Genomic DNA, 13,417 nt, shown 5'->3' with positions numbered 1-13,417 from the left:
GTCAGCGTTCTCAGCCGCCTTGAATTCCCGGAGCTCGGAGGGCTCGGGGCCTCTGCGCACATGCCTCATCGACGAGCAGCCTCGCGCCGGCGCAGGAGCACCTCGGCCTTCACCAAGGCCGGATCGGTGCGGCTGAGTGTTGCCGAGAGCTCCGTGTGGAGCGCGCGCGCCGCGACGGTGTCGCCTTCATCGAGCCGCCTGTGCAGTTCGTCGAGCTTGACCTGGAACTCCTCCGGCCGCGCGGGAACGTCGAGCAGGTCCTCGAGGATGCGGTTCACATCCATCCCCTTCGACGTGTCCGGCCGCGCGACGCGGACGCCGGTCCCCTCGGGCTTCAGGATGATGACCGCCTCGTGCTCCACGTGGCCGAGGACCGCGGGCGAGTGGGTGGTCACGAGAAACTGGCAGTTCGGAAACGTTCTCTCGAGCGCGGGGACGATGCGACGTTGCCAGCCAGGATGCAGGTGCAGCTCGAGCTCATCGATGAGCACCACGCCGCCTCCCTGGAGCGGATCGTCGGCGAACGGGTTGGCCATGGCGAGCCGACGTGCGAGATCGCCGACCGTGGCGAGGAGGCACTTCTCGCCCTGGGAGAGCTGGTCGACATAGAGCGTCCACTCGCCCTTCGTGACAACCATGCCGACCGGCGAACGCTGAACGCGCAGTCCGGAGAACTCCGGCACGATCGACTCGATCGCCCGCCGCACGGCTTCAAGCTGATGATCCCGGTGCCGCGAGTACTCGACGCGGCGCTCGTTCTCGAGATCCTCTCGGTTCCGGAACCACTCGAAGAACCGTCGGAAATTGCTCCGTCCACCGGCGAGCGCCCCGTCGTACGCCTCGAGCGGATCGAACGGATGCCGTGTCCGGATGCGAAGCGGGATGTCGAGCACCGCCCGGTTGACGGGGTAGTAAACTGCCACGGGTAGACAGACGTCGCCGCGCGCGATCTCGGCTCGGATCCGGGTGACCCGCTCATCTAGCTCGCGGAGCCGCGCCTCCTCCCCTTCGGGCGCCGCTCCTCCGCGCTCGTGCGCGAGGGCCCACGTCACCGGGCAGCCGCCGACATCTGCGGTGATCTCGATCGAGAAAGAGAGGCGGCCGTTCATGATGTCCTCGTCCGTGTACTTGCGAGGCGGCCCTTTCTCGTCGAGGATCCCTGACTGGAGCTGGGACAGAAGGAGCACCGCAGCATCGAGCAGGGTCGTCTTGCCCGAGCCATTCGTGCCGACGAGCACCGTAGTTTGCCGCGACGAGAGCGCGAGCGTGAGCTGATCGATACCGCGGAAATCGGTGAGCACGAGGCGCGTGACGCGCAGCGACGTGCGCAATCTCCGACGTCGAACCCTGACGTTGGCTGCTTCGAGCAGGGCGTCGAGGATGCTTTCCTGCTGTGGCGCAACCCGAGACGCTCGCCAGAAATGCGCCGCGACGCCACCGCGGCGTACCCATGCCTCGGGCGATCTGGCGAGCTCCTTCCCCAGCTCCTGAAGCGCCGCCGCGAAGCCCGCTTCGTCCAACTCGTCTGGAGCCAGCACGTCGAGGTAGGCGGGCACCCGGCCTTCCACCGCGGGCGATCGGACGTCGTGCTCGACCAGCTTGCCCGGGTTGTCCTCTTCCCACCAGGATGCCGGATCCTCGGGCCACGCGATCGGTCCGTGGAGCGAGAGCTTCGCGCGAGTCCGCTGATTTCCGCGGGGATCTTCGACCAACTGGGCGTTCAGGTGCATGGCCCCGCGACCCTACCATGTGGCACCACTGTCCTCGCGGCCCCGGTGGACGGTCTCCACGGAGCAGCTCAGCTATGCCCGGCGACCGGAAACGGTCTCCACCGAGCTGCCCGGCTGCCTTCCGGCGACCGGAAACGGTCCCCACCGAGCTGCCCGGCTGCCTTCCGGCGACCGGAAACGGTCCCCACCGAGCTGCCCGGCTGCCTTCCGACGACCGGAAACGGTCCCCACCGAGCTGCCCGGCTGCCTTCCGACGACCGGAAACGGTCCCCACCGAGCTGCCCGGCTGCCTTCCGACGACCGGAAACGGTCCCCACCGAGCTGCCCGGCTGCCTTCCGGCGACCGGAAACGGTCCCCACCGAGCTGCCCGGCTGCCTTCCGGCGACCGGAAACGGTCCCCACCGGGCATCCGGTGGCGCCTCTCAGCGTTCCGGTCTAATCCCGCGGCACCCAGCGCGACAGGAGGACGCCGGGGATCGACGCCGCGAAGGCGATCGCGAAGAACGCGGTGAACCCGACGCTGGCGGCCAGGTACCCGCTGACGCTGCCGGCGAACGTCGCGGACACCGACATGAGCGCCGAGCCGATCGCGAAATGCGACGACTTGTACCCGTCCACGCAGCGCCGCATCAGGAACACGACGAGCACCGCCGTGCCGATCCCGGCGACGAGCTGCTCGAGCGTGACGAGCGCGACGATCCACGGGAGCGTCGGCCGCGACCAGGCCAGCGCCACGTAGAGCAGGATCGCCAGGCTCTGCACGAGCGCGATGGGGAAGATGGTCCGCGCCAGCCCCCACCGCTTGATGATCACCCCGCCGAGCGTCGAGCCGGCGATCGAGGCGACAGTCCCGATCCCGGCCACGTTGCCCCGCGCCGCCGTGTCGAGGCCGAGGCTCTTGAGCAGCGGCGACGACATCGCGAACATGAGCGCGTCGCCGGCCCGGTAGCAGAGGATGAACGCCAGGCTCGACGCGATCCGCGGCTGCCGCAGGAACGCCCGGAACGGCTCGACGTAGCGCAGCAGCCCGGACGCGCCGCGCGCGGCGGCGCCCGACGCAACGACGGCGCCCGGCGCAGCGGAGGCACCCGGCGCAGCGGAGGCCCCCGGCGGCGCGGCGGCCGCGCCGGTCCGGGCCGGCGTCGCCTCCGGCCGCGGCAACCCCACGGCGTGCGCGCCCGCCAGCAGCGCGAGCCCGAGCGCCGCCACCGCGAACGACGCGCCGAAGCTCGCCCAGCCCGCGAACGCGACGAGCAGCGCGCCCGCGAGCAGCGCGAGCCGGTAGGCCCCGACCCGCAGCCCGGAGAACGCGGCCTGCGCGTCCTTGTCGAGCGCCTGCAGGTAAAAGCCGTCGACCGCGATGTCGTGCGTCGCCGCCGCGACGGCGACCAGCCCGAACAGCGCCGCGACAAGCCCGAGCGCGCCGCTGTCCGCCGCCGCGGCGAGCCCGAGGAGGATCACCGCCAGCGCGATCTCGGCGCCGACGAGCCAGCGCCGCGAGCTGCCGTGGAGGTCCACGAGCGGGCTCCAGAGGAACTTGAGGTTCCACGGGAGCCCGTACAGCGACACGAGGCCGATGATCTCCAGGCTCGCCCCCGCCGCCGTGAAGAACTCCCCCGCCACCTTGTGCGCGATCGCGTAAGGGAGCCCCTCGGCGAAGTAGGTCGACGAGATCCACAGGCCCCGGCGCGCCCCGCTCGCCGCCGCGCCGGGCGTCGCCTTCGCGCCGCGGCTCCCCTCCACGCCGCGCGCCGCCTCCGCGCCGTGGCCCGCGGCCTCCGCCCGCTGCTCGGGCAGCGCGGCGCGCGCCGGGACAGCGGGTTCGACGGGCTTGTGGGATGTGACGGCAGCCTCCACGCCTTCTCCGCGCCTTGGCGCGTCTCCACGCACACTTACACGATGCGCCCCGGGGCGGAGCAAGTTCCAGGGCGCGCGCCGGAGACGGGGCGCCCCGGGGCGGAGCAAGTTCCAGGGCGCGCGCCGGAGACGGGGCGCCGAGCGCTGCGCCGGACGGCGTGGACATCGGCGCGAGGACGCTGCGGACTCCATCGCGGGCGACGCTGTGGACTCCATCGCGAGCGACGCTGTGGTATCGGTCCGGCATCTGGTTTAACGGTGGACTGCATGCGACGGGCTCGCGCTCCTTCGGTGTACCCCTGCCGTGACGGCCGCGACGTCCATCGCGGCGCCCCGCGGCGGCCCGGCCGTGCGGCCGCGATCGCGCGCGCCGGCCTCGCGCCGACCTGGCAGCCGGCCTGCCCATCTCCGGTCTTTCCGAGGGAACGAGCGTGAACGAGTACACCCGGCGCGAGGAGGTCCGCGCCACCTTCATCGCGTCGGCCATCCTCGTCCTGTGCATCGCCGCGGCGGTCCTCCGGCTCGTGACCGTGGAGGGCAGGCTCGTCCCCGACCCGAGCGCGCGGCGCCAGGCGGAGGAGTCCGAGGCCCGCATCGCCCCCGCGCGCGCGTGCGCCCTCGCGGGCGAGAAGCTCATCGCCGAGATCGAGGTGTTCAAGAAGCTCGCGGACGCGGCGCGCATGTCCGACCCCGACAAGCCCGGCGCCGGCAGCGGGGCGCCCGGGAACGCCGATCCGCGCGGGCGCGGCGCCGCGCCGCCGACGACGAGGACGCGCACGCTGCGCAACCCGCTGCCGCCGCCGAAGCCCAAGGAGCCCGACAAGCAGCTCGCGTGGGCCTCCGCCCAGCCGCTCTACAAGCAGGCCAAGATCCTGGCCGGCTGCCGCGAGGCGACCGACGCGATCCTGGGGGCGCGGGTGAGCGCGATCCCCGCGTGGGATGCCATCGGCAGGGCGGCCGCGATCACGCCGCCCGGCGCCGGCGAGGCCGAGCAGTTCGAGGCGGCGAAGCAGCTCCTGTCGCTGCTCGGCGACATCCCCGCCGACAAGGTCGCGCAGGCGACGAAGGACGCGGAGGCCGCGTACAAGGCGACCGCCGAGCACGACCGCGCGCGCGCGAACACCGCGATGGTCCGCGAGCCGCTGCCGCAAGGGGTCTTCTCGCGGCGCGTCGCCGTGAGCGTCGGCGTCGGGCTGACCGTCTGCGCCCTGCTCATCAGCTACCTGGGCGTGCGCGCCGCCTCGATGCGCCGCCTCGCCACCCTGCTGCCGCTGCGCGACGCGGTGCGCAGCGGTCGCCCGGGCATGCAGGCCGCGGAGATCTTGAAGACCGCGGCCGCGCACAACAGCGGCGAGCCCGGCATCGTCATCGGCGCGGCCATCGGCGGGCTCTCCGCCGCGCTCCTCGCCCCCAAGGACGCCGATCTCTTCGTCGCCGGCGTCATGGCCGGCCTCCTCATCGGCCTCGGCGCGCAGTGGGCCTTCCGCCTCGCCCTCGGCGCGGGCCGCTGGCGCGCCCGCGCCACCGAGCTCGCCGACGTCGAGAAGCCCGCCATCCCGATCGTGCTCGTCCTGAGCGGGGTCAAGCCCGGCCTCGAGCCGGAGTTCATCCAGTTCCTTCGCTCGCTGCCCCCCGCCGACGCCGCCGCCGCGGTCGAGAAGCTCGCCTCCCAGGCCGAGGAGCGCATCCTCGCGGCCGCCGACGCGGGCGCCGCGCTCCACCAGGGCAAGCCGCCGCCGCGCTGACGCCGGCCGGCGCGGGGCGCCGACCCCCGCGCCGCCGCCCGGCCCGCGCGGGGCGCGCCGCCGACCCCCGCGCCGCCGCCCGGCCCGCGCGGGGCGCGCCGCCGACCCCTGCGCCGCCGCCCGCCCGCGCGGGGCGCGCCGCCGACCCCTGCGCCGCCGCCCGGGCCCGCGCGCGGCGCCGCGGCAGACAGCGCGGAGGCGCCCCCCTGCACCGAGCTCTCGATCCACACGCCGTTCCATGGAATGGAGGCCAACCCGACATGAAACATCCTCTGCAGGCCCGCCGGCCCCCCGGGCGCTGGGCGCTCCTCTCGCTGCTCGCCGCCACCTGGTGGCTCGCCGCGCCCCCTGCAGCGGCGCAGGAAACCTCCGCCCCGCAGGCCAGCGCGCCGCCGGAGCCTCCGCCCGCGGCGCAGGCCAGCCCTCCGCAGGCCGACAGCGCCCCGCAGGCCAGCGCCCCGCAGGCAGACAGCCCCCCGCAGGCCGACGGCCCTCAGCATGTGGAGGACAGCGCGCCGGCCACGGACGGCGCGCCGCAGGCCGCCGGTGCGGCCGCGTCGCCCTCGACCGCGGTGGCCGCGACCGGGGGCCACCGCGCCGAGCGCGGCCCGGCGCGGCGCGACAGGCCCGGGGCGACGAGCAGCCGCGCCACGCCCTCGAAGAAGCGCCGCGGCGACATCAACCCGTGCATGACGCCCGACCCGGGCTGGGGCGTCTACGACCGGTGGTCCCGCGCGCCGTCGATCGGCCAGATGATCATGCCCCACAAGGGCGGGGTCACGAAGCGCGGCGGCTTCGACGTCATCATCCACTTCCACGGCCACGAGGCGCTCCGGAAGGAGTTCGTCAAGACGGCCGAGGGGGCCGTCCTCGTCGGCATCGACCTCGGGATCGGCTCGGGCGCCTACTCGAGCGCGTTCTCGGCGCCGTACGTCTTCGAGAACCTGCTCGACAGCATCGAGCGCGCCGTCGCGAAGAAGACCGGCAAGAAGAAGGCGTACGTCCGGAAGCTCGGCCTCTCGGCGTGGAGCGCGGGCTACGGCGCCATCGAGCAGATCCTGCGGCAGCCGGCCGGCAAGCGCGTCGACGCGCTGGTGCTGCTCGACTCGCTCCACGCGGGGTACGCCGACGAGCAGCAGCGCAAGCTCAAGGTCGCGCAGCTCGAGCCGTTCATCGCGTTCGCGCGGCGCGCCGCGGCGGGCGAGGCGTTCATGTTCATGAGCCACTCCTCCATCCTCCCGCCCGGCTACGCGTCCACCGCGGAGACGGCGACCTTCATCGTCCAGCAGCTCCGGGGCAAGCCGCGGGGGGCCTCCCGGCGCGACGTGCTCGGCCTCGACATGATCCAGCGCTTCGACCGCCGCGACTTCCACCTCCGCGGGTACACCGGCGACGACAAGCCCGACCACTGCGCCCACCTCGGCCTCATGGCCGACATCATGCGCGTCCACATCAACCCGCGGTGGAAGACGCCGAAAGGACGGCGCTAGATGGGCGGCATCGGCGTCATCATCAACCCCCGCTCGCGCCAGAACCTGAGCGATCCCCGCGCCGCGGTCCGGCTCGCGCGCACCCTCGGCGACCACGGCGTCGTCCGCACCGCGCGCACCCGGGAGGACCTCGCCCGCATCGCCGAGGACTTCCGGAAGCTCGACATCGACGTGCTCGGCATCTCGGGGGGCGACGGCACGAACCACGTCACCATCACCGGCTTCCTCGACGTCTACGAGGACGAGCCGCTGCCGCCCATCGCCTTCCTGCGCGGCGGCACGATGAACACCGTGGCCAACGCCGTCGGCGTCCCGCGCGGGCGCCCCGACGGCCTGCTCGCCGGGCTCATCGCCCGCTATACCGACCGCGGCCGGCACCCGCTGCGCTGGGTCGAGCGCCACGTGATGCAGATCGGCGCCCACTACGGCTTCATCTTCGGCACCGGCTGCGTCCACGGCTTCATCGCCGAGTACAACCGCAGCGAGGAGCGAAGCGCGATCTGGGCCGCGAAGGTCCTCGCGCGCGCGAGCGCCGCCGTGCTCCTCAGCACCGAGACGCAGGTCGCCGCGCGCTGGCAGGGCCGCGTGCACTTCGACGACGGCTCGGCGTTCCCGGACCGCGACTACCTCTCCGTCGCCGCCGGCACCGTGGACCAGATCGGCCTCGGGTTCCGCCCCTTCCACCGCTACGACGAGCAGCCGGAGAGCTTCCACATGCTGGGCATCCACACGTCGGCGCTCGGCTTCGTGCGGAAGCTGCGCGACATCTGGCGCGCGCGGCCGATGGGCGAGGGGCACACCTTCGAGAAGATCGCGCAGCGCGCGGTGCTCGAGGCCCGATCGGGCGTGGTCCAGTACGTGTGCGACGGCGACGTCCATGAGCACAGAGGCCCCCTCACGGTGCGCATCGGCCCGCGCGTGAAGATCCTCGTGGAGCACAAGGCCGGCCATCGACCTGTCCGCGGTCGTCGCACGTTGCGCGACGTGTGTGTCCCGGGCGACGGCGCGCGCGGTCAGCGCGACAGCGCGTGACCATGCGTCACCGCGCGAACGGCGCGGAACGGCGCGAACCAGCGCGTTACGCGGCGTAACGGCGCGTTACGCGGCGTAACGGCGCGTTACGCCGCGCAGGTGAGCGCTGACCGCGGCCCCCCGCGGCGCGGAGCGTGCCGCGACCGCGCGCTGGACCTCCCGGCGGCCGCGCGCCGATCGGCCGCGCGAGACCATGGCTGTGGGAAGCGCGCAAAGTTAGAATACGCTCGCTCCATGTCGCCGCGCTCGACCTCCGCGCCCGCCTCCTCGACGGGCTCGCCCCTGCGGGCTGAGGGCGGGAGCCGCTCGTCCCCTTCTTCTGCGGCCTTCCCGCGCGGGAGCGCCCCCGACTCGGGCGACCCGGAGTCGCTCGGTATGTCCCTCCTGTCGCCGCCGCTCCCGTCGTTCGCGCCGCCTCCCGGCGCGGGGCGGTCGACGCGGCGCATCTACCGCGAGGGCGACGTGATCGGCGGCAAGTACCGGCTGCGCTACGTCCTCGGCGAAGGCGGCATGGGGATGGTGTGGCTCGCCCACAACGACCTCCTGAACATCGACGTGGCGATCAAGTTCATCCGCCGCGAGGTCAACTCGACAGAGGCGACGGTGCGCCTCCAGCAGGAGGCGCGCGCCGCCGCGCGGATCGACCACCCCTCGATCGTCCGGGTGCTCGACTTCGGGGAGTCCGATCACCTCGATCCGTACATCGTGATGGAGGTCCTCCGGGGAGAGCAGCTCGTCGAGGCGATCGAGCGCCGGAAGCGCTTCTCGCCCGAGGCCGCGCTCCGCATCCTCTTGCCCATCGCGAGCGCCCTCGCCGCGGCGCACGACCGCAAGATCGTCCACCGCGACGTGAAGCCCGAGAACATCTTCCTCGTGAAGAACGACCGCGGCGACATCACCCCCAAGATCGTCGACTTCGGCATCGCGAAGGTGTGGAGCGAGACCTCCTCGGGCAGCGACGTGACGAAGGCGGGCACGGTGCTCGGCAGCCCCGACTACATGTCGCCCGAGCAGGCGCGCGGCATCACCGACGTCGACGGGCAGACCGACGTCTGGGCCTTCTCCGTGGTGCTCTACGAGACGATCACGGGCCAGCGGCCGTTCCAGGGCGGCAACTACCACGACCTCGTGGCGGCGATCCTCGTCAAGGGCGCGGTGCCGATCACGCAGCTCGGCGTCGGCGACGCGGCGCTGTGGAGCATCATCGAGCGCGGGCTCGCGAAGGAGCGCTCCGGTCGCTGGCGGACCATGCGCGACATGGGCGTGGCGCTCGCGCGGTGGGCGACCGAGCACGGGGTCGAGGAGGACGTGACCGGCACGTCGATCGCCGTGCACTGGCTGAGCGACGGCGGACAGCGGCCGCTCTCCGAGAAGCCGGGCGCGCGGGCGCCGAGGGCCAGCGCGGCCCAGGAGACGCTCGCGAGCGAGGACGCCGCCCACAAGGACGCCGCGCACAAGGACGCCGCGCACAAGGGCGGCAGGCGGCGCGCCGCGGTGCTCGCGCTGACGGCGATCGCGGTGCTCGGCGCGATCGGCGGCGCGCTCTTCGCGCTGCGCGCGGCGCCCCCGCGCGACGGCGGCGCGGAGGCCCAGCCGGCGCCGCGCCCCGCCGCGCCGCAGGACGAGCCTGCCCCCGCCGCGACCGCGCCGTCGCCGCCCGCCGTCACCCCTCAGGGCGCCGCGGCGGATCGCGCGGCCGCGCGGCAGCCCGGCGGCCCGCGGCCCGCCGCTGGCCAGCCGCGGCGCGAGCCGGCCGCTCGCGCCGCCGCGAGCACCGCCGCGAGCGCCGGCGCGAGCACCGCCGCGAGCGCCGGCGACGGGGAGGCCGCGGCCTCGCGGCCCACCGGCGCACGGCGCGCCGCAACCCCGCGGACGAGCACGAAGACGCCGGGCGCCGCCCTGCCGGTCCCGGCCCGACCGAATTTCTGAAGACGATGCCCGCCCAGGACAGCTCCGCGCCGGGGAAGCACCATCGGGAGGCCACGCTCGCCGCGCGCTGGCCGCTGCTGCTCGCGCTCGCCGTGCTCACCGGCGCCTGCTCGCTGCTCGCGGACAGCGCCCTCTCCGACAAGCCGTCCGAGGCCGGCGGCCCCGGCGGCGCGACGATGGGCGGCGGCTGCGCGCCGGACTGCCCGGCGGGCGCCTGCTGCGGCGACACCTGCGTCGATCTGAGCCAGGACGAGGCGCACTGCGGCGCCTGCGGCGTCGCCTGCGGCGCCGACGAGTCGTGCTGCGGCGGGTCGTGCATCGACGTGCTCAACGACCCGTCGCACTGCGGCGCCTGCGGCGCGGCGTGCCTGAACACCCTCTGCGTCGGCGGCCACTGCTCGTCCGAGTGCGTCTTCGGCTTCGACAACTGCGACGGGAACATCGTCACGAACGGCTGCGAGATCGACCTCACCAGCGACCCCGAGCGCTGCGGCGGCTGCTCCCTCCGGTGCCCCTCGGGCGCCCTCTGCGACGAGGGGCGGTGCGCCTGCGAGCCGCCGCTGCTCGACTGCGACGCCCGCGACGACACGGGGTGCGAGATCGACGGCTCGTCGAACGCGGCGCACTGCGGCGCCTGCGGCGTCACCTGCGGGTCGAACATGGAGTGCCAGGCCGGCGCGTGCGCGTGCAAGCCGGGGTACGCCGACTGCAACGGCTCGCCCGACGACGGCTGCGAGGCCGCGCTCGGCACGGACGCGAGCTGCACGGGCTGCGACGACGCCTGCGCGCCCGGCATGACGTGCGCGCTGCCCGGCGGCTGCGTCTGCATGGAGGGGCTCCTCGACTGCGACGGCGCGCCCGGGTGCGAGTCCAGCGTCACCGACCCGGCGAGCTGCGGCGCCTGCGGCGCGCCGTGCGACCCGGCGACGCCTTACTGCGACGGGACGACGTGCGCCGCCGTGTGCCCCCCGGGCCTCTCCGTGTGCGGCTTCTCGTGCGTCGACACGCAGCGCAGCGCGCGCCACTGCGGCGCGTGCAACGTCGCCGCGGGGCCGCGCCAGCACTGCGACGGCGGCGCGCTGGCCTGCGACGCGGGCCATGACGACTGCGACCCGGCCGCCCCGGGCTGCGAGTCCGAGCTCGCCCGGGATCCGCGGCACTGCGGGGCCTGCGGCGTCGCCTGCAAGCCGGGCGCGGCGTGCGTCGACGGCGTGTGCGCGTGCGAGGGGTTCACGCCGCACGACTGCGGCGACGCCTGCCGCGTCTGCTGCTCGGACGCGGACTGCTCGGACGGCGACGGCTGCACGAAGGACGTGTGCGCCGAGGGCGGCACCGCGTGCCGGAGCACCGGCTGCGCGGCCGGAGAGCAGTGCTGCAGCCTCGTGGCGTGCCTCCAGTGCTGCACGAGCGCCGACTGCAGCGACGGCCAGATCTGCTCCGGCGGCACGTGCATCCAGCCCTGCGCCCCGGGCCTCGTGGCCTGCGACGGCGCGTGCGTCAGCCTGAGCTCGACGGAGCACTGCGGCGCGTGCGGGAACGCGTGCCTGAGCGGGCGCACGTGCAAGAGCGGCGCGTGCGAGCCCCCGTGGGTGGTCATGACGAAGGCCGGCGCGCCCGCGCCGCGGCAGCTGGCCGCGGCGACATGGACCGGGCGCGCGCTCTTCGTGTGGGGCGGCCGCACGGCGAGCGGCGACGTGGACGACGGGGCGCTCTACGATCCGGCGCGCGACGCGTGGGAGCCGCTGGGCCGCGCGGGCGCCCCCTCGCGGCGCGTGCTCGCCTCCGCCGCGTGGACCGGCTCCCACGTGCTCGTGTGGGGCGGCGGCGCCTTCGAGAGCCCCTCGGGCCTGTCCACCGGCGGCGCCTACGACCCGGCGGCGCGCACCTGGCGCGCGATGAGCACCGCGAGCGCCCCCGCCCCGCGGCGGGCGCCGATCGCCGTGTGGACCGGGACGCGCCTGCTGATCTGGGGCGGGCACGCGGACGGCGGCCCCGTGGCGGGCGGCGCGCTCTACAACCCGGTCGCCGACGCGTGGACGCCGGTCGCGAGCGCCGGCGCGGCCCCTGCCCGCGACGGCGTCGCGTGGGCCTGGTCGGGCACGGAGCTCTACCTGTTCGGCGGGGAGGCCGGCGGCGCGCCGACGAGCGAGGGGTACGCCTACAACCCCACGACCGACGCGTGGCGGGCGCTGCCCGGCGCGGGCGCGCCGAGCGCGCGGCGCGACGCGTTCGCGGTGTGGATGGGCCACCAGCTCCTCGTCTGGGGCGGCGAGGCCCGGGGCGGCAACCTCCTCAAGGACGGCGCGAGCTACGACCCGGCGACCGGCATGTGGAGCCCGATCGACAACGCAGATGCCCCCGCGCAGCGCAGCCGCACGGAGCGGCGCACCGGCTGGACCGGCTGGACCGGGACGCGGGCGCTCATCGCGGGCGGGTGGAGCGGCGTGATGACGAGGAAAGACGGGAAGCTGTACGATCCGCTGAGCGGGTGGACCGCGAGCATGCCGCCCGCCGAGCGGACGCACAGCTACGGCGTCGGGGTCTGGACGGGGACGGAGCTCATCCTCTGGTCCGGGCTGAACGGGCCCGCGCTCACGGACGACGGGGAGCGGTTCAGGCCGTGACGCCGCGTCGACATCGCGGCGCGCGCGCTTTCGCCCTCGCGCTCCTCGTCGCTGTGGGGGTCCTCTCCGCGCCGGCGCCGGCCGCCGCGCAGAGCGCCGCCGACGTCGCGGTGGCACGCGAGATCTTCATCGAGGGCTCCGAGCTCGCCAGGCAAGGCCGCTGGGAGCAGGCGCGGGAGCGGTACGAGCGCTCCCTCGCGATCAAGCGCGCGCCGATCACGCTCTACAGCCTCGGGGTGGCGCAGCAGCAGACCGGGCAGCTCGTCGAGGCGCTGGAGAGCTTCCGCGCCTTCCTGCTCGAGCCGTCCGCGCCGGCGACGAAGGAGTACGAGCCGCTCGCGCAGCAGGCGGTGCAGGAGCTGGAGCGCCAGGTCGCTGCGCTCGAGCTCAGGGTGTCCCCGGGCGACGTCGCCGGTCTCGAGGTGAAGGTCGACGGCAGCGTCGTGCCCACCGCGGCGCTCGATCGACCGCGGCCGCTCAACCCGGGGCCCCACACGGTGACCGCGAGCGCGCCGGGCCACCGCGAGGTGCGGCGGAGCGTCGTCGCGGCGCCGGGGAGCCGCGTCGTCGTCGTGCTGGGCCTCGAGCGCGAGGCCGCCGCGCCCGCCGGGCCGCGGGTGGCGCTCGCCCCGCGGGGCGGCGCGGCCGCGAGCCCTGCGCCCGACGCCGCGACGGTCCGCGTCGCGCCGATCGTGCTGATCGCCGGCGGGCTGACGACCGCGGCCGCCGGCGTGGCGATCGGGCTGCTCGGGGTCGCGAGCGCGTCGGACGCGCCGACGCGGGACGGGGACGCGGCCGACGCCGCGCGCGCCCAGGCGCTCGCGGGCGACCTCGTCGCCGGCGCCGGCCTCGTCGCGGCCGGCGCCGGCGTGCTCGTGCTGCTCCTCGATCGCGATCGCGACGGCGCGCCGGGCAAGGACGCCCCGCCGCGCGCCGCGCTCGGCCCGCGCGGCCTCACCGTGCGCTTCTGACCTCGGGCGCGGCGCGAGCGCGTGCGTGTCGAAGCCGA

The 13,417-nt window shown here is 74.9% G+C and carries 8 protein-coding genes; 6 read left to right on the top strand and 2 right to left on the bottom strand.

Features of this window, described 5'->3' with window-relative positions; genetic code table 11:
* Window positions 1-65: 65 nt before the first annotated feature.
* Both WMF24_RS10580 and WMF24_RS10575 read right to left on the bottom strand, forming a co-directional pair.
* Complete coding sequence (locus WMF24_RS10580; protein ID WP_437736260.1) at window positions 66-1,730, bottom strand: AAA family ATPase; 1,665 nt, start codon at window positions 1,728-1,730, stop codon at window positions 66-68.
* A 436-nt stretch (window positions 1,731-2,166) separates the two neighbouring features.
* Window positions 2,167-3,588, bottom strand: coding sequence for an MFS transporter (locus tag WMF24_RS10575; RefSeq protein WP_437736259.1), 1,422 nt, complete (start codon window positions 3,586-3,588; stop codon window positions 2,167-2,169).
* Between the two features lie 431 nt (window positions 3,589-4,019).
* Here WMF24_RS10575 and WMF24_RS10570 point away from each other — a divergent pair, with 431 nt between their 5' ends.
* The 6 genes from WMF24_RS10570 (at window position 4,020) to WMF24_RS10545 (ending at window position 13,379) form a co-directional block, all read left to right on the top strand.
* Window positions 4,020-5,333, top strand: coding sequence for a hypothetical protein (locus WMF24_RS10570; protein ID WP_437736258.1), 1,314 nt, complete (start codon window positions 4,020-4,022; stop codon window positions 5,331-5,333).
* Window positions 5,334-5,593: 260 nt separating this feature from the next.
* Window positions 5,594-6,823 carry a hypothetical protein gene (locus tag WMF24_RS10565; RefSeq protein ID WP_437736257.1) on the top strand — a complete coding sequence of 410 codons (1,230 nt, stop codon included), beginning with the start codon at window positions 5,594-5,596 and terminating at the stop codon, window positions 6,821-6,823.
* Window positions 6,824-7,855, top strand: a complete 1,032-nt coding sequence (locus WMF24_RS10560) for a diacylglycerol/lipid kinase family protein (RefSeq protein ID WP_437736256.1) — start codon at window positions 6,824-6,826, stop codon at window positions 7,853-7,855. It abuts the gene before it with no gap.
* 375 nt (window positions 7,856-8,230) lie between these two features.
* Window positions 8,231-9,784 (top strand): serine/threonine-protein kinase, encoded by a 1,554-nt coding sequence (locus WMF24_RS10555; RefSeq protein ID WP_437736255.1) that lies wholly within the window; start codon window positions 8,231-8,233, stop codon window positions 9,782-9,784.
* A 5-nt stretch (window positions 9,785-9,789) separates the two neighbouring features.
* Window positions 9,790-12,408 carry a Kelch repeat-containing protein gene (locus WMF24_RS10550; RefSeq protein WP_437736254.1) on the top strand — a complete coding sequence of 873 codons (2,619 nt, stop codon included), beginning with the start codon at window positions 9,790-9,792 and terminating at the stop codon, window positions 12,406-12,408.
* Window positions 12,405-13,379, top strand: a complete 975-nt coding sequence (locus WMF24_RS10545) for a hypothetical protein (RefSeq protein ID WP_437736253.1) — start codon at window positions 12,405-12,407, stop codon at window positions 13,377-13,379. The genes WMF24_RS10550 and WMF24_RS10545 overlap by 4 nt, the downstream gene beginning before the upstream one ends.
* Window positions 13,380-13,417: the final 38 nt, after the last annotated feature.

Origin of the sequence: Sorangium sp. So ce1335 (assembly GCF_051521615.1) — a bacterium.
Taxonomy (GTDB): Bacteria; Myxococcota_A; Polyangia; order Polyangiales; family Polyangiaceae; genus Sorangium.
The sequence above is the reverse complement of the archived record's forward strand: the minus strand, read 5'-3'. Positions and strand labels throughout refer to the sequence as shown.